The organism is Gordonia sp. HS-NH1, from assembly GCF_001418765.1.
In the GTDB taxonomy this organism is placed as follows: Bacteria; Actinomycetota; Actinomycetes; order Mycobacteriales; family Mycobacteriaceae; genus Gordonia.
In genome coordinates this window covers 1-19405 of record NZ_LIYC01000051.1, presented here as the reverse complement: position 1 = coordinate 19405, position 19405 = coordinate 1, and the positions used below count along the sequence as shown (strand labels likewise).

Annotated in this window: 16 protein-coding genes and 1 pseudogene; 9 read left to right on the top strand and 8 right to left on the bottom strand. The window is 68.4% G+C overall.

Annotated elements, in window-relative coordinates; genetic code table 11:
* Window positions 1-7 precede the first annotated feature (7 nt).
* A complete protein-coding gene (locus AMD30_RS22040) occupies window positions 8-1093 on the top strand; it encodes a hypothetical protein (protein ID WP_055477112.1) in 1086 nt (361 codons plus the stop codon).
* A 97-nt stretch (window positions 1094-1190) separates the two neighbouring features.
* Window positions 1191-2270 (top strand): hypothetical protein, encoded by a 1080-nt coding sequence (locus AMD30_RS22035; RefSeq protein ID WP_010842659.1) that lies wholly within the window; start codon window positions 1191-1193, stop codon window positions 2268-2270.
* Between the two features lie 6 nt (window positions 2271-2276).
* Here AMD30_RS22035 and AMD30_RS22030 read toward each other — a convergent pair.
* Window positions 2277-3437, bottom strand: a pseudogene (locus AMD30_RS22030) (FAD-binding oxidoreductase); the annotation flags it as partial.
* 126 nt (window positions 3438-3563) lie between these two features.
* Here AMD30_RS22030 and AMD30_RS22025 point away from each other — a divergent pair.
* Window positions 3564-4697 carry an amidohydrolase family protein gene (locus tag AMD30_RS22025; protein WP_055477110.1) on the top strand — a complete coding sequence of 378 codons (1134 nt, stop codon included), beginning with the start codon at window positions 3564-3566 and terminating at the stop codon, window positions 4695-4697.
* A 4-nt stretch (window positions 4698-4701) separates the two neighbouring features.
* Here the strand turns inward: AMD30_RS22025 and AMD30_RS22020 are convergent, their stop codons facing one another.
* Together AMD30_RS22020 and AMD30_RS22015 are read right to left on the bottom strand one after the other, a co-directional pair.
* Window positions 4702-5679, bottom strand: coding sequence for a serine/threonine-protein kinase (locus tag AMD30_RS22020; protein WP_055477109.1), 978 nt, complete (start codon window positions 5677-5679; stop codon window positions 4702-4704).
* Between the two features lie 49 nt (window positions 5680-5728).
* The gene (locus AMD30_RS22015; RefSeq protein WP_014928212.1) at window positions 5729-6154 is read right to left on the bottom strand and encodes a nitroreductase/quinone reductase family protein; all 426 of its coding nucleotides are present in this window, start codon (window positions 6152-6154) and stop codon (window positions 5729-5731) included.
* Window positions 6155-6240: 86 nt separating this feature from the next.
* On the opposite strand from AMD30_RS22015, the gene AMD30_RS22010 reads away from it, so the two are divergent.
* Entirely contained in the window at window positions 6241-7605 is a 1365-nt protein-coding gene (locus AMD30_RS22010) for an FAD-binding oxidoreductase (protein ID WP_055477108.1), read from the top strand.
* Here AMD30_RS22010 and AMD30_RS22005 read toward each other — a convergent pair.
* Window positions 7553-8740, bottom strand: coding sequence for a GGDEF domain-containing protein (locus AMD30_RS22005; protein ID WP_035717362.1), 1188 nt, complete (start codon window positions 8738-8740; stop codon window positions 7553-7555). The genes AMD30_RS22010 and AMD30_RS22005 overlap by 53 nt on opposite strands.
* 452 nt (window positions 8741-9192) lie before the next feature.
* On the opposite strand from AMD30_RS22005, the gene AMD30_RS22000 reads away from it, so the two are divergent.
* Window positions 9193-10104: a LysR family transcriptional regulator gene (locus AMD30_RS22000; protein ID WP_035717363.1), complete on the top strand. Its 912-nt coding sequence runs from the start codon at window positions 9193-9195 to the stop codon at window positions 10102-10104.
* 45 nt (window positions 10105-10149) lie between these two features.
* Here AMD30_RS22000 and AMD30_RS21995 read toward each other — a convergent pair whose 3' ends face one another.
* The 3 genes from AMD30_RS21995 to AMD30_RS21985 all read right to left on the bottom strand — a co-directional run bounded on the left by AMD30_RS21995 (window position 10150) and on the right by AMD30_RS21985 (window position 12816).
* A complete protein-coding gene (locus AMD30_RS21995) occupies window positions 10150-11832 on the bottom strand; it encodes an acyl-CoA dehydrogenase family protein (RefSeq protein WP_055477107.1) in 1683 nt (560 codons plus the stop codon).
* Complete coding sequence (locus tag AMD30_RS21990; RefSeq protein ID WP_055477106.1) at window positions 11832-12497, bottom strand: TetR/AcrR family transcriptional regulator C-terminal domain-containing protein; 666 nt, start codon at window positions 12495-12497, stop codon at window positions 11832-11834. Before AMD30_RS21990 ends, AMD30_RS21995 begins: the two co-directional genes overlap by 1 nt.
* A gap of 70 nt (window positions 12498-12567) precedes the next feature.
* A complete protein-coding gene (locus AMD30_RS21985; protein WP_055477105.1) occupies window positions 12568-12816 on the bottom strand; it encodes a hypothetical protein in 249 nt (82 codons plus the stop codon).
* A gap of 133 nt (window positions 12817-12949) precedes the next feature.
* On the opposite strand from AMD30_RS21985, the gene AMD30_RS21980 reads away from it, so the two are divergent.
* Complete coding sequence (locus AMD30_RS21980; RefSeq protein ID WP_055477104.1) at window positions 12950-13903, top strand: proline dehydrogenase family protein; 954 nt, start codon at window positions 12950-12952, stop codon at window positions 13901-13903.
* Here the strand turns inward: AMD30_RS21980 and AMD30_RS21975 are convergent.
* Window positions 13878-14477: a TetR-like C-terminal domain-containing protein gene (locus tag AMD30_RS21975; protein WP_055477122.1), complete on the bottom strand. Its 600-nt coding sequence runs from the start codon at window positions 14475-14477 to the stop codon at window positions 13878-13880. The genes AMD30_RS21980 and AMD30_RS21975 overlap by 26 nt on opposite strands.
* A 51-nt stretch (window positions 14478-14528) precedes the next feature.
* On the opposite strand from AMD30_RS21975, the gene AMD30_RS21970 reads away from it, so the two are divergent.
* From AMD30_RS21970 to AMD30_RS21960, 3 genes are read left to right on the top strand one after another with little or no spacing between them, the layout of a single operon-like run.
* A complete protein-coding gene (locus AMD30_RS21970; protein WP_055477103.1) occupies window positions 14529-15644 on the top strand; it encodes a hypothetical protein in 1116 nt (371 codons plus the stop codon).
* A gap of 8 nt (window positions 15645-15652) precedes the next feature.
* Complete coding sequence (locus tag AMD30_RS21965) at window positions 15653-16765, top strand: TIGR03617 family F420-dependent LLM class oxidoreductase (RefSeq protein ID WP_055477102.1); 1113 nt, start codon at window positions 15653-15655, stop codon at window positions 16763-16765.
* The gene (locus AMD30_RS21960) at window positions 16762-19137 is read left to right on the top strand and encodes a PEP/pyruvate-binding domain-containing protein (RefSeq protein WP_055477101.1); all 2376 of its coding nucleotides are present in this window, start codon (window positions 16762-16764) and stop codon (window positions 19135-19137) included. The genes AMD30_RS21965 and AMD30_RS21960 overlap by 4 nt, the downstream gene beginning before the upstream one ends.
* Window positions 19138-19405: the final 268 nt, after the last annotated feature.

Here is a 19405-nt window from a genome sequence, read left to right as displayed (position 1 = left end):
GCCGCAGATGGACTCCTCCGCCGACTCGCCGGCTCAGCCCGTCGTCGTCCTCGGCATCGTCGGAGCGCCCGGCCAGGCCATCGGTCTCGCGCGCAAACTCGTCGATGACGGTCTGACCGAACACGTCCAGACGACGTTCCCGGGCGCCCGATGGCAGATCGAACTCGTCGAGGCCGGACTCGTGCAGCCGCCGGCCGGCGACGCCGAGATCGTCGATGCCACGAGAGACCTTCTGCTCGAACGTGAATGGGACCTGGTGGTCCACCTGACCGACCTTCCGCTGCACGTCGGCAAGCGCCCGGTCGTGGCGCATGCCAACGCCGTGCACGGCGTCGCGGTCCTCTCGGTGCCCGCGCTCGGCGCGACCGGCGTGCGACAGCGGACCCGCGCGATCATCACCGGACTCGTCGGGCAACTCCTCGGCGCCGACGCCGACGACCTTCGCGAACACCAGAAGTCGCCGGCGCGATCGGCGTTGCGCCACCGTGTCCGTCAGCTCGGGACCGACGTCGACGACGAGGGCACCGCCTTCACCGCGCGCGTCCTGACGGGCAACCTGCGCCTGCTCACCGGCATGGTGCGGGCCAACCGCCCGTGGCGTCTCGCACTCGGCCTCACCCGCGCGCTCACCGGAGCGATCGCGGCCGGGGTCTTCGCGTTGGTGACCGCCGACATCTGGCTGCTCGCAGACACTTTCGGCGGGATTCGACTCACCGGTGTCGCGCTCGGATCCATCATCGCCATCACCGCGACGCTGATCATCGGTGCCGACCTCTGGGAACGCGGCTGCTCTCGACAGACGCGAGAACAGGTGGCGCTGTTCAACATCGTCACCGTGATCACGGTGGCCCTCGGTGTCGCAGCCCTCTACGCGGCACTGTTCGTGCTGTCCGCGCTCGGCGCGATGTGCCTCGTGGTGCCGGAGGTGTTCAGTTCGACCCTCGGACACCCGGCCGGCTTCACCGACTATCTGGAGGTCGCCTGGCTGACCTGCTCACTCGCGACCGTCGGAGGAGCCCTGGGGGCGGGCCTGGAAACCGACGAGGCGGTCCGCGTCGCCGCCTACACCCAGCATGCCGCCGAGCCGATCTGAGCAGTACACCGGACACGGTCGGGTGCCCCCCTCTACACGCCAGCCGCTAGGCTAGCGGGTCAGGACGCCGCAGCAGGCCGGCGACGGGAGGTGAACCATGTCCGAGGTACCGGGAACCGGTCCGTTGCCAGGGTTCGTGGTTCTGGGCATCTCCGTCGTCGACGACCAGATCAGCTCGGTGGTTCGTGACGCCGACGGACACATCCTGGCGAGCAACCTCGTGGACCTCCCCGACGCGTCGGCCGCCGGTGCCGAGGCCGCCATCGTCGAACTCGTCGACTCCGTCCCGGTGGAGGTCGATCGGATCGGCATCTCGGCGTCGCGTGCGGACGTCCGCGATCATCTGGCCCGGGTCTTCGCGCCGGGCGCGGCCACGGGGCCGTCCTGGAGCGACAAGGTCGTCGTCACCGGATACGCCGCGGCACTGGCCGAGATCGCCTGCACCTACTCGACCCGCGGCGGTGTGGTCGCCGTCGTCGACCTCGATCGCAACGCGGCACCCGCGGCCGGCACGACGCTGGCGACCGTCGACACCGCGTCGGGCGCGGTCCTCGGCACCGCCGACTTCGCGCCGGGTGAGATCGCCTCGGTCACCGACCCCGACGCCGCGTCGCGGCTCGCGACGACGGTCAGCGGGCTGCCGCGTGGTCGAGACGTCACCTCGGTGATCGTGGTCGGCCCGGGTGCGCAGCTCCCCGGGATCGCGCCGGCGTTCGAGTACGCGGCGCAGCGCCCGGTCACGGTCGCGGACAACCCGTCTCTCGCCTCTGCCCTCGGCGCGGCCGACGCCGCGGTGGTCGCGCCGGCCACGGCCGTCGCCACCCGGACGTCGACCGGTCGCCGCTGGTGGTTCGTCGGCGCCGCGATCGGTGCCGCCGTGTTCCTGGGTGCCGTCGGGATCACCCTGCTCCTGACCGCCGAGTCGAGCATCGCCGAACCCGCCGCCCCCGTCACGGTGACCGAGACGCCGGCGGCGGTCACCTCGACCGAACAGGCGACGGTCACCGAGACCGAGACGGCGACCGACGTCCGCACGACGACCGTGACGAGCACTCCCCGCCCGGTCACGCGGACGGAGACGGTGACCGAGTCGGCTGCCGAGACGGAGACCGTGACCGAGACCGAGACCGTCTACTCGGCTCCGGCCGGTGGCGAACCGAGTCTCGAAGTCCCCTGAGCGGCCCTAGAACACGGGGTCGTGCTGGATGCGGCTGGCCCGCACACCGGCGATGATGAGGGTGCGTCGGGTGTTCTCGATCATCTGGGGTGACCCCGCGATCAGGACCTGGCGGTCCTCCCAGTTGCCGGACCGGGCCACCGCGTCGGCGAGTGTGCCGATCTCGTGGTCGACACCGAGTTCGGCGGGCGTCGCCACCGCGTTGATCCACCACGGATCGGTCTGCTCTTCGGACACGGCGGTGACGCGCAGCCACGGATTGGTCGACGCGATGCGGCGCAGCACCGTCAGGTCGTACAGCTCGCCCGGGTAGCGCATCCCGTAGAAGATGTGCGTCTCCGGCGAGTCGGCGCGTGCGGACATCTCGATCAGCAGTGCGCGCAGGGGAGCGAGTCCGGTGCCGCCCGCGACCATCAGGACCTTGCTGTCGCGGTCGACGTGCAGCGTGCCGTGCCCTTGGGCGAGGGTCCACACGTCGCCGACGCTGGTCTCGCTCACGATCGCGGTGCTCACCGTTCCCCGGGGGACCGCGCGGACGTGGAACTCCAGTTCGCCCGCAGGGTTGGGCGGGATGGCGGGGGAGAAGTTGCGCCACTGCTTCGGCCACTGCGGGGTGTGCACCTCGAGGTACTGGCCCGTGTTGAACGTCAGCGGCGAATGGGCGAGGAGCCGGACGACCGCCAGGTCGCGGGTGATCCGGTACTTCTCGACGACTTCGGCGGTCCAGCGCGCGGGATGGGTCGCGCTCTCGGCGGCGCCCCGCATCACCCCGGTCACCAGCATCATGGCCTGCGAGATGGTCTGTTCGGTCTCGGCGTCCCAGTAACCGGCCATGAGGCTGCCGAACTCGCCCATCAGGGCCGCGTACATCACGTGGTAGTGCTCGGGCTCGACCCCGAATTTGCGATGGTCGCGTCCGAGCTGCGCGAGGAACTCCACGAGTTCGGCATGACCGGACTCGGCCGGGATCGCTTCGAGGACATGGTCGATGACGCGATGGAAGGCTATCCGCTGGGCGGCCATCGACACACCGAACAGCTCCCGCAGGTCGGGGTCGATCGCGAACATCCGGGTGTAGACGTTGGTGACGAACCGGTCGGGCTGCCGATTGACTGCCGTCCGCAGCTGATGCAGCGCATGGCGCGAATGTGTCGCCATATCGAAAAGATCACACCTCCGTCGCGGCTCGTTTCCCCACCCGGTTCAAGAGACCCACACTAGTCCTTCGGTGCGTCCGAATTCAGGATCCGGCATCGTATGTCGAGCGGTTGTGAGGTGTGGCAAGGTACCGGTATGACGTCCCTCGAAGGGGTCCTCACGGGCATCGTTGATGCCCATGTGCAGCACTGGAACCCGCGGCGCACCCCATGGGCGGCCACGCGCGCGTCGAGGCTGTACGGGTTCGTCCCCACATTGGGCGACCGGGTTTTCCCCCTCATCGTCTCCCGCGCCGACCGCGAGTACATCCTGACCCCGCGCACCGTCGCCCGGGCCTACGAGCCGCGACAGTACGCCACCGACGCGGCGCTGGTCCCGACCGTGGTGGGAGTGCCCATCGACACGGTCGTCCACGTCGAGTCGCATTGGCGTCGCGAGATCCCCGACGCCACGGGGCCCCCGGTGGACAGCACCGCGGTGGAGGAGACGCGGTACCTGGAGAGCCTGCCTTTCGGCCAGGCCGGCACCCCGCGTCTCGGCGCGATCATCTCGCACGGCGACCCGCGGACCCGGACTTTCGCGGACATGCTCGACGAGCAGTTCGCGGCGTCGTCGCGATTCCGCGGCATCCGCATCGTCGCGTCTCGGCATCCCGATCCACGTGTCCGCGACGGCGGGGACACCGACAACCTGCTGTCCTCGACGTCGTTCCTGGAGGGATTCGCCGAGCTCGCGAGCCGCGGTCTCGTCTTCGAGGCCTCGGTGTACTCACACCAGCTCTACGACGTCATCCTGCTGGCGCGGGAGTATCCGGAGACGACGATCATCCTGGACCACTTCGGCATACCGGCCGGGGTCTTCGGCCCGGTGGGTATGCGGACCGGCGCGACAGCCGCTGCGCGCGCGGACATCTGGCGGCTGTGGCGCGAACGGATGACGACCCTCGCGAACTACCGCAACGTGGTGGTCAAGCTGTCCGGTCTGGCGATGCCCATCCTCGGCTATGGCCACGAGCGGTGGGGCAACATCGGTGGTCAGGCCACTCTCGCCGAGATGATCGGTCCGTTCGTCGAGCACGTCATCACCCATTTCGGGTCCGATCGCATCATGTTCGGGACCAACTACCCGATCGACCGGCCCAACGCCGCGATCGACGTCCTCGTGGGCGCACTCCTCGACTGCGTGTCCCAGTGGGGGTCCGAGGCGTTGCGAAAGGTGTTCCGCGACACAGCGGTTCGCGTGTACGCGATCGACGGTCCGAGGAGCTGACCGCTCATCGGGTCCGTGGCCACCACGCCGAGCGCTTCTCCGGTTCCGGCACGGGCACGTCGCGCATGAGCCGGTTCAGGATCTCCACGAGTTCCGTGCACGAGGAGTACCGGTCCTCGGGAGACTTCGCCAGGGCCTTGGCGAAGATCGAGTTCATCGCCGACGGCAGCCATGGCCGGCGTCGGGTGAGTTTCGGCGGGTCGTCGTTGAGGTGCGCATAGGTGATCGCGAAGGCGGTGTTGCGTGGATACGGCGGTGTACCGGTGATGAGTTCGACGAGCGTGCAGGCAAACGCGTAGAAATCGGTTGCCGGCGTGAGTTTCTGCGCCTGCAGGAGTTCGGGCGAGGCGTAGCCGATGGAACCCTGTACGCGGCCGTTGCGCGCGAGTGGCCGCGTGTCGTCGAGGAATTGGGCGATCCCGAAGTCCGACAGGTAGGCGTCGACCGGACCGGCGCCGTCCGATCGTGGGCCGGGGGTGCGGGACAGGAGGATGTTCGCGGGTTTGACGTCGCGGTGCAGGATGTCCTGGGCGTGCGCATGGTCGAGTGCATCGGCGATCTGCGCCGCCACACGCAGGACGGTGTCCATGTCCGGCTCGTCGCCACGTTCCGGGATGAGTGCGGTCGCGGCCGGTCCGCCGATGTACTGCATGGTCAGCCACATCGACGGCAGGTGCCGCGGGCCGAGCGATCCGCGCGGTGGCTCGATCTCACCGTGCGAGAGCATGCGCACGATGTGGGGATGGTCCAGCAGCGACGCGATGCCGAATTCTCGCTCGAAGCGCTCGCGGACCCGCGCGTGGTCGGAAGCGTTCGGGTGCAGGACCTTCAGCGCGACGGACCCGTCGCGTCGGTCGTGCCGAAGGTCCGACGGGTCCCCGTCGCTGCCGGTGCGATGGACCCGGAACACATCCGCGCTCGCCCCGCCACCGAGGAATTCGTCGATGGTGAAGCCGGCCACGCTCTCGCCAACCTCGAACACGCTTCTCACAGTAGATGCGTCGACGGACCCGCGGCGGGAACCGGCGGGGTCAGCGAGCCGGTGTCAGGCGGAAGATCGGGAATCGGCGGCCCTGAGCGGTCTCGGTGTACTTCAGGAACTGCTCGGAGGCCTCGATGAACTTCTGCCACGCCGGTTCCCAGTCGTCGCCTTCGACTTCGCTCACCGCGGTGTCCAGACGCTCGATGCCGTTCTCCGACGGTGCCTCCACGGCGACCGACTCGGGGTGGGCACGGAGATTGTGCACCCAGTCCGGGGTCTTCGGCGAGCCGGCGAACGACCCGATGATCAGCCAGCTGTCGCCGTCGGGAAGCGCGAACAGAGGACTGATCCGCGGCTCGGCGGATTTGGCGCCCAGCGTGTGCAGGAGCACGAGATTCTTGCCGAAGCCGGCGGTCTCGACATGGCCGTTGTTGGATCGGAACTCGTTGATGACGGTCGCATTGAAATCGTTCACGACGTCCATTGTTCCGGTACGGGGTGAGTCCGGCCATGTTTCCCAGTGCAAACCGTGGTCGTCGGCCCGGCGAATACTCTGAACAGATGAGTGCCGACCCGAGTTCGCTCGCCGATTCCCTCCCCGACGGCATGGTGGTCACCGACGCCGACATCCTGGCCGGCTACCGGCAGGACCGCGCCGCCGACCCGACGGCGGGCACTCCGCTCGCACTGGTGCGGCCAACGACCACCGAACACGTACAGATCACCGTCCGCTGGTGCGCGGCCAATGGTGTCCCGATCATCACGCGGGGTGCCGGCACCAGCCTGTCCGGAGGATCGACGGCGGTGGACGGCGCGATCATGCTCTCGACCGAGAAGATGCGCGACATCGAGGTCGACCCGGCGACACGGACCGCGGTCGTCCAACCCGGCCTGTTCAACTCGGAGGTGAAGGCGGCGGCCTCGGCTCATGGGCTCTGGTACCCGCCGGACCCCTCGTCGTTCGAGATCTGCTCGATCGGCGGGAACGTCGCCACCAACGCCGGCGGGCTGTGCTGCGTGAAGTACGGCGTCACCACCGATTACGTCCTGGGTCTGCAGGTGGTGCTGGCCGATGGACGCGCGGTCCGGGTCGGGGGCAAGCAGCTCAAGGACTCCGCAGGCCTGCCGCTGACCAAACTGTTCGTCGGGAGCGAAGGGCTCCTCGGGATCATCACCGAGGTCACCCTGCGGCTCCTGCCGCCGCAGGGTCCGGCGAGCACCGTTGTCGGAGTGTTCGGTTCGGTGCACGAGGCCAGCCGGGCCGTCTTGGCAGTGACCGCCGAGATCCGTCCGGCGATGCTCGAGTTCATGGATTCGGTCGCCATCAACGCCGTCGAGGACCTGATGCGGATGGGCCTCGACCGAGAGGCCGGCGCCCTTCTCGTCGCCCAGTCCGACGCCCCGGGTGCCGCCGGCGCGGCCGAGGTCGAGTTCATCCAGAAGGCTTTCGAGAGCAACGGTGCGGGGGAGGTCTTCGCGACCGACGATCCCATCGAGGGCGAGGCATTCACCGCCGCCCGACGTGCGGCGATCCCGGCCGTGGAGAAGCTGGGATCGTTGTTGCTCGAGGACGTCGGCGTGCCGTTGCCGTCCCTGCCCGATCTCATCGACGGCGTGGCGGAGATCGCCGCCGACAATCGGGTGATGATCTCGGTGATCGCCCACGCGGGCGACGGCAACACGCATCCGCTGATCGTGTTCGACCCCGCCGACCCGGCCGAGGCGCAACGCGCGCAGGTCGCGTTCGGCCAGATCATGGACCTCGCGATCCGGTTGGGCGGCACCATCACCGGCGAGCACGGTGTGGGACGCCTGAAGAAGGGCTGGCTGCCCGACCAGGTGGGATCCGACGTCATGGAACTGACGGCGCGGATCAAGCAGGCTCTCGACCCCGACGGTCTGCTGAATCCGGGGGTGCTCCTGTAGCCGGCCCGAAGGTGGGGCGGCCCGCCACCACGTAGGTGCCGCGCCCAGCGGCCTTGGCGTCGAACAGCGCGTCGTCGGCGACCTCGAACTCGTGCCGGATGAACGCGTTGGCGTCGGCAGAGGACATGTGGCCCGCCGGGGTGACACCGACGGCGATGCCCAGGCTGACGGAGGCCGTCGCGCCTTTCCGGGTGGTGATGAGCTGCGTGCGGATGCGTTCGGCGAGAGCCCGCACCGAGGTCTCGTCCGCGAGCGCCGCGATCGCGAACTCGTCGCCGCCCAACCGCGCGACGATGGCCTGTCCGTCCGTCGCCCCCTGCAGGATCGCCGCGACGCGCTCGAGGACGTCGTCGCCGGTCGCGTGGCCGTGCTCGTCGTTGATGCCCTTGAATCGGTCGACATCGGCGGTGAGGAGGGCGAACGGGCGGGCGGGGCTGCGTCGGAGCATCGTCGCCGTCGCGTAGAGGAATCCGCGGCGATTCAACAAACCGGTCAGCGAATCGGTGTTCGCCATGATCAGCTGATGTTTCAGCGAGCGCTGGAAGTCGGAGGTGTAACTGCGATGAAGAGCCGTCGTGCCATTGGTGACGACCAATAGCGCAAGCGTCGTGAACACCACACTGAGAATGGGGGTGCCATTCGACCACGAGAGGATTCCCAGGGCGCCGACGGCAATGCTCGAGTAGATCATGTGCGCGTACGCGACCGGGCTCCGTACGAAATGAGCCACATATGAACCGACGACCGCGAAGATCGCCGCGCAGAACTGGGCGAGGGTGATGTCGGTGATGGCGAGGAGGGCCACGGTCAGCACGGCGTCGGCCCACAGGACGAATGCGGTGTTGAATCCTCTGAGCGAGGACTGCTTGGTCCACCAGATCACCCCGAGGTGGACCCGGCTGACGGCGAAGGCCATCGGGATCGTCGTGGCCACGGCGATGCCGAGCGCGATCGAGCGCGGGGCGGAACCCTGCGTGCCGCTCGGTGTGAAGAGCGCGATGGTCCCGAGAATCCCGCAGACGGCGACCAGCACGGAGATGGTGATCCGGACGTGCCGTTCGCGCATTCGCACCTGTTTGAAGACGTGGTCGGCGTCGTCGTAGAGGTGGCGGTGTCCGGTGATCTCGCCGGTCATCGGCCCGTGCCGAAGTGCCCGGAACCGCACTGTTCGGCGCGCGTCGGGCCCCTCGTGTTCCGGGTGGTCGATGGCCGCGTCCTCTTTCTCACTCACGACGCGCGTGTGCGCGCCTGTGTGCGAGGCAGAAATCACCGGACACACGTTACGGAGTTTAGAGGACGATTAAAGATCGTTTCATCTCCCGAATTCCGCGATATGACCCGACGGAGTGAAAGATGTAAGAATCGGCAGAATCGCCGTCGATCTGATGTGCGCTGAGAAGGCCATGCCAATCGGGCCCGATCGGCCGCTTCCTGCTGGGGTCCTCCCGTCCCCTCCGCGGGAGGGACCCCAGCAGGTAGTCCATGTGCGATGTGGCCGGCGCACTCGCGGCCTCGCAGGAATCAGCATATGGGCTCGATGGTCAACCTACAATCACATCAATCGGGATAACTGACAGGAGATGGTTGATGAATGGTCCCGGGGAGCCCGGACTACGCGATATCGACCTCCGACGACTGCGAATGTTCGTCGTGGTGATGGAGGCACCGAGTCTTCGTGTCGCCGCGGATGACCTGTTCATCAGTCAACAAGCGCTCTCGTCGGCCATCCGCGAACTCGAGCGCCACCTCGGTGTCGAGCTCTTCTCACGGTCACGTCGGAGCCTGACGCCGACCCCCGCCGGGGAGGCGCTCTACCGCGGGGCGGTTCCGTTGCTGGCCGGCGGCGAGCAACTCGCGACCCAGGTCAGGCGGGTGGACGCCGGTGCACCCGCCCCGTTCGTCATCGGACATGCGCCCGACCTTGCGCCCTCAGAGGTGTTCCGGATCATCGAGCCGGTGGTCCTGGCCGACTCGACGGTGCCGATCACCGTCCGGCCGGTCTTCGCCGAGCTGATCCGCGACGAGCTGCTGTCGGGGGCGATCGACATGGCCCTCGGCCGAGGAGTGGCCGCGCCGCCGGACATGGCGACGACCATCGCCACGCAGCACGAACTGCGCCTCGCGGTGCGGGCCGACCATCCGCTCGCCGAGCACGACCGGGTCGACATGGCGGACCTCGCCGACTACGACATCGTGGTGTGGGGTCCGGAGCACGAGTACGAGTACACCGACATGCTCGTCGGCATGTGCCGGCGCGCGGGATTCGAGCCGCGCATCATCCTGTCGACCCTGCTGGGAACCCCACCGCACACCGCGGTGATCGCCCATCCCAAGGCATGCGCCTTCGTGACCAACGAACCGGGATGGATCTACGTCAACCGCATCCGGATCGTCGAATTCAACGACCCGCCCTTCGCGCCGGTTCGCGCGATGTGGTTGCCGAACACCTCGTCGACGCTGCGGCGCCAGATCCTCGCGGCGGCCGAGAACTCGCTGTGAGTGAGTAGCGCGCCTGTGGGGGCCGCCTCAGCCGTCGGCGGCAACTCAGTGCCGCCTGAGGATCGCACCCAGGTCGGCGCCGGCAGGAAGGGCGCCGTATTCGAGGCTGCGGTCGGGCCCCAGGCGCGCGGCGATGAACGCACCGGCGACCGCGGCGGGGCTGTGCCGGACGAGAAGTGACGCCTGCAGGGCCAGGGCCATGGCCTCGACGGTGGACCGTGCCCGCCGCTGGGCGTCGGCGGGTTCCATACGGGAGAGTTCGCGGAGCTGGTCGCGCAGGTGGTCGAGATGGGCGTCGAGGGTGCGATCCGCGCCGCGCGCGAGCGAGATCTCGGCATCGAAGGCGGCGATGGACTCGGGTTCGCGAGTCATGGCCCGCAGGACATCGAGGGCGATGACGTTGCCAGAACCCTCCCACACCGCCATCACCGGCTGCTCGCGGTAGCGCATGGCGAGCGGGAAGTCCTCGGTGTAGCCATTGCCACCCAGGCATTCCAGGGACTCGTAGGCATGATGGGGGCCGCGTTTGCAGATCCAGTACTTCGCTACGGCGGTGGCGAGTCGGCGGAAGGCCCGCTCCTGCGGGTCGGCGTCCTCGTCGTGCGCGCGAGCGAGTCGGATCGCGGTGGTGGTCGCGGCCTCCGATTCCAGTGCGAGATCGGCCAATACGGCGGTCATCGCGGGCTGATCGGCCAGTGTCGCGCCGAATGCGCTGCGGTGCCGCGCGTGCCAGACCGCCTCGGCCACGGCCTGGCGCATGCCCGCAGCCGAACCGAGGACGCAGTCGAGTCGGGTCTGCGCGACCATCTCGATGATGGTGCGCACGCCGCGGCCGGGCTCGCCGATCATGATCGCGACTGTCCCGTCCAGTTCGATCTCGCTCGACGCGTTGGATTTGTTGCCCAGTTTGTCCTTCAGGCGCTGGATGCGGAAGACGTTGCGGGTGCCGTCGGGCAGGATGCGCGGGAGCAGGAAGCACGAGAGCCCCTCGCCACCCGCGCCCTGCGCCTGTGCGAGGACGAGGAAGGCGTCCGACATCGGGGCCGAGCAGAACCACTTGTGCCCGGTCAGCAGGTATTCCGCGCCCGGGCCGCCGGGGCCCGCCGGAATCGCGACCGTCGTGTTGGCGCGCACGTCGGAGCCGCCCTGCTTCTCGGTCATCGACATGCCGAAGATCGCCGAGCTCTTGTCGGCGGACAGGTCGGGGGAGTAGGTGCGCGACAGCGCTTTCGGCACCCACTGGGCGGCGACGTCGGGCTGCAGCTCCAGCGACGGGATCACCGCGTGGGTCATCGACACCGGGCAGGCGTGACCCGGTTCGATCTGGCCGAAGAGCATGAACGCCGCGGCGCGTACGACGTGCGAACCCGGTTGCGGGTCCGCCCAGCACCGGGTGTGGGAACCATGGGCGATCGATGCGGAGATGATGCGGTGGTAGGCCGGGTGGTACTCGACCTCGTCGATGCGGTTGCCCCATCGGTCGAAGGTCCGCAGCACCGGGGTGACGGTGTTCGCGAGATGGGCGTCGTGCTTGAAGGATTCGCTTCCGACCAGCGCTCCGATCTCGCGGAGCTCGGCGTCGCCCCACGCCGCGTCGTGGCGCGTGACCGCTTCGCGGAGCACGGTATCGAGTTCGTACTCGTTGACGTCGACCCGCGGGGCCGACTGGTTGAACACCTCGTGGGTGAGATGCGGTTGCGGCCGAACGGAACTCGCGGACCGGGTCATCATGCCTCCTGTGCTGCGTGTGATGTCGTGTCTGTGCCGACCGGGCGGAGCGGACTGTCCAGGACCTCGTCGGGGATCTGCAGATTGGTGAAGACGACGGCGACGGCGTCGGTGAGGCGATAGCCGAAATCGACACCGGTGGCGGACTTCTGGACCGCAAGGCCGAAGATCGCCGACCAGAAGGCCCGGGCCTCGACGTCGATCCCGGCGCGCAGTTGCCAGCCGGTGCGGACGAGCGTGGACAGCAGGGCCTCTTCACCGCGCTCATGGAGCAGGGTGAGGGTGTCGGTGATGAGCGGACGCAGGTCGGTGCGCCGTGCGACGAGGAGCATCGCGGTGGCGAAGAGTTCCACGTCCCGTGCGCACGGACCGAGCAACGTTCCCACGAGCGTGTTGGTGTAGTCGCGGACCGTGGCGGCGCCGGCTGCCGCTTCCTCTGCGCGTCGGCCGGCCCGGAGTACGCCTGCGCTCGCGACTTCGACGAACAGCTGCTCTTTGGAACCGAAGTAGTACGTGACCTGATTCGGGTAGGCGTCGGCGCGTTGACAGATCTGCGCCACGGATGCCGACTCGCCGTGCTCGGCGAACACCTCGGCGGCAGCACGGAGCAACGACTTGCGCGTGGCCTTGCCGGCTTCTCGCGTGGCGCGTCCGGTGGTGGGCATTCGCATCCTCGTCGTCTGGCAGTGTTTGTATGACAAACAATAAAGTGTCGACCTGGGTCCAGGCAAGGGTTTACCTGCTGGCGGCCGCGGCGGCGGGGATGGCCTCAGCCGCCGTCGAGTGTGCTGACCTGCACGTACGACTCGACGCCGGGTCGCGAATGGCTCTCATCGTCACCGCGAAGCGGCCGTGCCGCTGTGCGAAGAGGATCTCCGACGGGCGGTGGGTCACCACGGTGAGCCCGTCTCGGTGCGCGTGCTGACCGACCGTGCTGCCGACCTCACCGGCGTGGTGTCCGGTCTGCAGGCTCGAGACGCGCATCGTCGACTCCGACGGCCGCCACGCACTCGATCGCGTCAGGCGTGTCGTTCCATGGCGGTACAGTACATCGACTTTCGACGTGCTCCGCGTAATGTGTGCTGGTCGGCAGGCGCGTGAGCAGAGGCGGGATGACATGGAAACAACAAGTGCGGCAGACACACTCCGTCGGTGGGCGCTCGACGAAGAGCTGAAGTCCCGAGTCATGGCCGATCCCGCGCTCGCCGAAGGTGCGCGGCGGATCGCCGAACGGTACACCGCGGGAGAAGATGTCGACTCGGCGATCCGCGCCGGGGAGCGCGCGGTGGAACGCGGACACCTGGTGAGCATCGAGTACACGGGTGAGAGCGTGCGCGACGCCGCCGAAGCGACCGCGGCCACGGAGGTCTTCGTCTCCGTCGCCGAACGCATCGGTCGGACCGGTCTGCCGTCGACGGTCTCCGGCGACCTGTCGCACATCGGACTTCTCGTCTCCGGAGATCTGGTGCGGGACAACGCTGCCCGTTTGGCAGAGGCGTGCGCCGCGGTCGATTCCGTCTTCATGATCTCCGCCGAGGGATCGGACCGGACCGATCGGGTTCTCGAGGTCTACGACTGGCTGTCGCATCGGTACGACAACGTGGGCATCACCCTGCAGGCCAGGCTCCATCGTTCGGACGAGGACGTGGATCGACTACTCGCCGCCGGCGGCCGGGTCAGGCTCGTCAAGGGTGCGTACCTGGAGGCCGAATCGGAGGCCCTGCCCCGGGAGGACCCGGAGTTGCCCAAGCGTTTCGAACGACTGGCGCGCCGCATCGTCGACGGCGGTGGCTCGCTCACCCTCGCGACGCACGACGACGCGCTGTTGACTCATGTCCTGGGGTCTGTGGACGCCGCCGAGTCCGTCGAGGTCGAGATGCTGATGGGTCTGGGGACCGACCTGCTGGACCGGTTGGCGACGGACGGGATCGCTACGCGCGAATACTGCATCTTCGGCTCGGAATGGTGGTTGTACGTGCTGAACCGCATCGCCGAAGACCCGACGCGGGTCTTTCAGGCTCTCGTCGACCTCGGACGCGGGCCGATCAGCCCGCCGGCCAGCGCTCGGTGATGAGCTCGACCATCTGGTCGACCCAGGCGTCGTCGAGTGCGGCGTCGCTACGGATGAGGATGCGGAAGATCGCGGTGCCAGCAACAACCTCTGCGAGCATCGGCAACCGGTCATCGTCCCGGCGTTCCTGGCCGAAGCGGGACTCGAAGGCGGTGAGGTCGCCGGCGAGCCGGGCGATCATCTGACTGTGCACCTCGGGTGAGGCGACGGTGTCGGCGATCAGGCCGGGGAGTGCCACGCGCACCTCGGGCCGGTTGAACATCGCGCGCACGATCTCGACGAGTGCCCGGATGTCTTGGCGGACATCTCCCGAACCTGTTGGCGGATCGAGTGTCTCGGCCGACAGCACCGCCTCGTGCACGAGCTCGGCCTTGCCCGACCATCGCCGGTAGATGGCGGCCGTCGTCGTACCCGCGCGTGCGGCGATGGCCGACAGGGACAGCGCCGGATAACCGGTCTCGAGGATCAGCTCGCGGGTGGTCGCGATGATCGCGGCGTCGATCCTCCCGTCGCGGGGCCGCCCGGGCGTCGAGGGTTTGCGCCTCTTGTCTTCCCTGTGCCCATCTGCTGTCATGAGATACATCCTAATTTCAATACAGTGTGCATCGTATTTGAGGGAGAGTTCGTGAAGCTGAGTCCGCTCGACGAGTACCCGATCCATCAGACACCGGCCCCGATCACCTGGCCGGCGAGCTCCGACCGCAATGTCTACGACCGTTCGTACTTCAACGTGCTGGACCGCGAGGGCCGCTTCATGGTGCTGACCGGCATCGGGTATTACCCCCGGCTAGGGGTCAAGGACGCCTACTTCGTCGTCCGCCGCGGCGACACTCAGACAGCGGTGCACCTGAGCGACGCCATCGACGACGACCGGCTCCACCAGCACGTCAACGGCTATCGCCTCGACGTGGTCGAGCCACTGCAGGAAGTCCACCTCACGCTGTCGGAGACCGAGGGCATCTCCGCCGACCTGACCTGGCGCGGACTCTTCCCCGCGGCGCTGGAGAAACCGCACGAGATGCTGACCGAACGCCGGGTCACCTTGGAGGCGTGCCGGTTCGCGCAGGTCGGATCGTGGCAGGGGTGGATCGACATCGACGGCGAGCGCCTGAGCGTCGATCACGACAGCAGTGTGGCGAGCCGGGACCGGTCCTGGGGCATCCGTCCCGTCGGTGAGCCCGAACCGGCCGGGAGGCCGGACGCCGCATTCCGCGGAATGTGGTGGCTGTACCTGCCGCTGGCCTTCGACGACTTCCAGTTGTTCCTGATCCTGCAGGAGGATCCGGACGGGCATCGCAGCCTGTACGACTGCACGCGGCGCTGGCGGGACGGTCGCGTCGAACATCTCGACGGTGTGCGCGTGACCATCCATTACACGCCCGGGACCAGGATTCCGCACGGTGCACACATCGACTTCCTCAACCGCGCCGGGGACCGGACAGAACTCGACGTCGAGTCGAAGTTGTTCGCTCCCATCGCCTTCGGGTCCGGTTACGGTGGTGACTCGTCGTGGGCGCACGGCACATGGAAGGAGGGCGCGTTCGCCGAACGCGTCACCTTCGACCTCACCGACGACGAGGTCATGGCCCGTGCACCCTTCAGCCTCATCGATCACGTCGGATCGGCTGTGTGCACCGAGCCCGACGGCACCGTCCGACAGGGGGCCGGATTGTTCGAGCACGGCGTCATCGGCCCGCACCACCCGTCGGGATTCTCCGACTGGACCGACGTGGTCGGATAGGGCGCCCGATGAAGGTCATGACGGCGTTGTTCAACCCGACCGGTGCGGTCGATCGCGCGAGGGCGCTGCAGGAGGCCGGCGCGTCCGGTGTGTTCACCTTCGAAGGTCCGCACGACGTGTTCACCCCGCTCGTGCTGGCGTCGGCGGTGGAGGGCCTGGACATCATGTCCAACGTCGCGATCGCGTTCCCGCGCAACCCGATCCAGCTCGCGCACCAGGCGAACGACCTGCAGCTGCTCAGCGAGGGACGCTTCATCCTGGGGCTCGGCACGCAGGTGCGCGCCCAGATCGAGAAGCGCTACGGCGCCGAGTTCGACCGTCCGGTCGAGCGGATGAAGGAGATGGTCGGCGCCCTGCGGGCCATCTTCGCGACCTGGAATGACGGCGAGCGCCTGGACTTCCGGGGTGAGTACCACCGGCACACCCTGATGACCCCCACGTTCGTCCCGGGGCCGAATCCGTACGGACCCCCGCCGATCTATCTGGGCGCGTTGGGTCCTCGGCTCACCCGGGCCACCGCCGAGGTCGCCGACGGCCTGCTGGTGATGCCGTTCGGGTCGAAGCGGTTCCTGCACGGCACGACGCTGCCCGCCGTACGCGACGGTCTCGCGGCGGCCGGTCGCAGCGAGGACGACTTCGAGGTGGTGCCCGAGATCATCGTGTCCGTGGCGCCGGGCGCCGGGAGCGCAGCGAGCGGGCCCAATGTGTCGGGCGCCGGGAGCGCAGCGAGCGGGCCCAATGTGCCGGGCGCCGGGAGCGCAGCGAGCGGGCCCAATGTGTCGGGCGCCGGGAGCGACGACCACGCGTCGACACGGATGCTGTTGGCGTTCTACGGTTCCACCCCGGCGTACCGTCCGGTGCTCGATGCGCACGGATGGGGAGACCTGCAGCCCGAACTCAACGCGATGTCCAAGCAGGGGCGCTGGCAGGAGATGGCCGGACTCATCGACGACGAGATGCTCCACACCATCGCGGCCTGTGGCACGCCGGCCGAGATCGCCGCACACATCCGCGACCGGGTCGACGGTGTGTCGGACCGGATCTGCCTCTACCAGCCGGGCCCCATCGGCGTCGAACCGCTCGCCGAGATCGTCGACTCCCTGACCGGTGGCGCGAGATGAGTTCGGCGACGGTCGAGTTCGAGGACATCACCGACGACCGGTACGGCGGCAAGGCGGCCGGTCTCGCGCGCTTGCGACGACTGGGACTGCCGGTGCCCGCAGGCTATGTCATCACCTGTGTGTCCTCCGGGACGCGCGACGTCGACACAACACGATTCGACGAGATGGTCGCCGCCGGATCGACACCGGTCGCGGTTCGGTCCTCGGCGGTCGGGGAGGACGGGGCGGACCAGTCCTTCGCCGGTCAGTACGACACCGTACTGGGAGTCGACTCCGTCGACGCGCTCGTCGCCGCGGTCCGCGCCTGCGCCGACTCGGTGCACTCACGACGCGCATCGTCGTACAGCGGGAATTCCGCGGCCACCATGAACGTGGTGGTCCAGCAGATGGTCGATGCCCGCGCCGCCGGGGTGGTGTTCACCGCGGACCCGACGTCCGGGCGCCGGGATCTGATGGTCATCGACGCCGTCGCCGGACTCGGCGAGTCGCTCGTCGACGGGACAGCGGCTCCCGATCACTTCGTGCTCGATGTCGGCGGTGCCGTCATGGTGCAGGAAACTGTTGCGGCGCCGGTCTTGTCGGCCGCGGAGATCGGCGACATCCGTGCCGGTGCCCGCCGGGCGGAGCAGGAGTGGGGCCGGCCGATGGACCTCGAGTGGGCCATCGACGAATCCGGGGAACTCTGGTGGCTGCAGGCACGGCCGATCACGACGCTGCCCGGGGACCTCGACGAGATGGACTCGCCGGTGGCCGGTGCCGACCACGTCTACACACGATGCAACATCGGCGAGATGATGCCGGGCGCCTTCTGTCCCCTGACCGCGTCGGTCTCCGGCTTCGCGATCGACTATGCGATGCAGATGGTGCAGGTGGTCGCGAGGGCACAGGAGAGCTACGAGAAGCCCTGGCTCCAGGTCGGCTACTTCTACGGGCACATGTTCCTGAACCTGACCGAGGGCACGGCACTGAGCTCCGGCATCATCGGCAACTCGCTCGAACAGTTCTCCATGTCGATCTGCGGCCGTGTGATCGACGAGCTGACACCCAAACCGCCGCAGCCGTTTCGGCGGAAGCTCGGGAACACGATCCGGCTCACGTCACATGCCCTGTCGGTGGGCCCGGCGATCCGGCGGCTGCCCGCTGAGATCGCGGCGTTTCCGGTGCCGACGAGCCGCGATCCGCGGGTTGTGTTCCAGCAGCTGGAGGCCGGTGTCGAGCAGTACTGCGATGCGACGTTGACCCATGTGCGCTCGTCGTCGCGCGCCGCGGTGGCGGCCAACGTCCTCGAGAGTGCCCTGGTCCGACAGGCGGTGAAGGACGGGCGCACCGAGGATGACGGCAAGGCGCAGGCCGCGCGACTCATGGCCGGTGCGTCGGAGGTCGAGAGCGCCATGATGCTCGCGGAACTCGACGCGGTCGTCCACGCCATCGCGGCCGACCCCGCGGTTGCCGGGGAATTCCTCGCTGCAGTACCGGATGACGCGGTGATCGCCCTGCGGTCCGCCTCCGGTGACGCCGGTCACGCGCTGCGGCGTTTTCTCGAACGGCACGGTCACCGCGGATACCGCGAACTGTGCATGCGCGACCCGTCCTGGGCCGACGACCCCGGCGGCCTGGGCGCGATGATGCAGGTGATGGTGCGGTCTGCGCTCGACCCCGTCACTCGGAAGTCGGCCCCGACCGCCGTCGACGAAACGCCGCCCGCCGCGATCAGGCTTCTCGCCCGCCTGGCACAGGGCGGTGCACGCGGGCGCGAGGAGACGAAGTCGCGGATGGCGCTGATGGCCCATGCGCTCAAGCGGGGCTACCGTCATCTCGGCCGCGTCCTGACCGAGACCGGCCGGTTGCCCGACGCCGACCTCGTCTTCTTCTTCGACCGCGCCGAGCTGAAGCTTGTCGTCGGGACCGGCGACATCGCCGACCTCGTGCAGCGGGCCCGAGGTCGTCGAGAAGCGTTGTCGTTCCAGGACTCCCTCGAGTTCGACGACGTGTCCGTGGGACGACCGTCCCCGCGCGTGGCCGCTCCGCCGCGCGGTGGCTCCGGCGACCGGATCGTCGGCCGACCCGCTGGGCGGGGCAGCGTCGAAGGTTTGGTGCGCGTGGCGAAGTCGATCGTGGAGGCGCGCGAGGTCCAGCGTGGCGAGATCCTCGTCGCGCCCGTCACCGATGTCGGTTGGACACCGTATTTCACCGTCATCGGCGCGCTCGTCACCGACATCGGTAGTTCGGTGTCGCACGGTGCTGTGGTTGCCCGCGAGTACGGGCTGCCGTGCGTCGTCAACACCCTGGTGGCCACCCAGGTGCTGCGGACCGGCGACCGGGTGCGGGTCGACGGCGATCGCGGAATCGTCGAGCGGATCGAGAGTCGTTGACTGCCAGGGACACGCGGGGGATCGCGACCCGCCGGACGGTTCAGCGGCATCGCGCCAGGTTGGTGTGTGAGTCCTTTCGGTTGCCACCGAGACCCCGGCCGGCCCCGGTGATCCCGCCCGACGGTTTCATAGCGTCACGTCAAAACAACGCCAGCCGCGTCCCGGTGTGAACGAAGCCGATCTGCCTGGTCCATGCTGAGGCGAATTGCGTTCTGCGCGTTGGGTGGCAGCTTCGGTAGCAGCTCAAGCACGCGTTCGCGGTGACGGG

What these genes read in the sequence shown, in the direction of transcription:
- AMD30_RS22040 (WP_055477112.1), top strand. Translation starts at nt 8, where the DNA reads ATGGACTCCTCCGCCGACTCGCCGGCTCAGCCCGTCGTCGTCCTCGGC.
- AMD30_RS22035 (WP_010842659.1), top strand. Translation starts at nt 1,191, where the DNA reads ATGTCCGAGGTACCGGGAACCGGTCCGTTGCCAGGGTTCGTGGTTCTG.
- AMD30_RS22025 (WP_055477110.1), top strand. Translation starts at nt 3,564, where the DNA reads ATGACGTCCCTCGAAGGGGTCCTCACGGGCATCGTTGATGCCCATGTG.
- AMD30_RS22010 (WP_055477108.1), top strand. Translation starts at nt 6,241, where the DNA reads ATGAGTGCCGACCCGAGTTCGCTCGCCGATTCCCTCCCCGACGGCATG.
- AMD30_RS22005 (WP_035717362.1), bottom strand. Translation starts at nt 8,740, where the DNA reads ATGACCGGCGAGATCACCGGACACCGCCACCTCTACGACGACGCCGAC.
- AMD30_RS22000 (WP_035717363.1), top strand. Translation starts at nt 9,193, where the DNA reads ATGAATGGTCCCGGGGAGCCCGGACTACGCGATATCGACCTCCGACGA.
- AMD30_RS21995 (WP_055477107.1), bottom strand. Translation starts at nt 11,832, where the DNA reads ATGACCCGGTCCGCGAGTTCCGTTCGGCCGCAACCGCATCTCACCCAC.
- AMD30_RS21990 (WP_055477106.1), bottom strand. Translation starts at nt 12,497, where the DNA reads ATGCCCACCACCGGACGCGCCACGCGAGAAGCCGGCAAGGCCACGCGC.
- AMD30_RS21985 (WP_055477105.1), bottom strand. Translation starts at nt 12,816, where the DNA reads ATGCGCGTCTCGAGCCTGCAGACCGGACACCACGCCGGTGAGGTCGGC.
- AMD30_RS21980 (WP_055477104.1), top strand. Translation starts at nt 12,950, where the DNA reads ATGGAAACAACAAGTGCGGCAGACACACTCCGTCGGTGGGCGCTCGAC.
- AMD30_RS21975 (WP_055477122.1), bottom strand. Translation starts at nt 14,477, where the DNA reads ATGACAGCAGATGGGCACAGGGAAGACAAGAGGCGCAAACCCTCGACG.
- AMD30_RS21965 (WP_055477102.1), top strand. Translation starts at nt 15,653, where the DNA reads ATGAAGGTCATGACGGCGTTGTTCAACCCGACCGGTGCGGTCGATCGC.
- AMD30_RS21960 (WP_055477101.1), top strand. Translation starts at nt 16,762, where the DNA reads ATGAGTTCGGCGACGGTCGAGTTCGAGGACATCACCGACGACCGGTAC.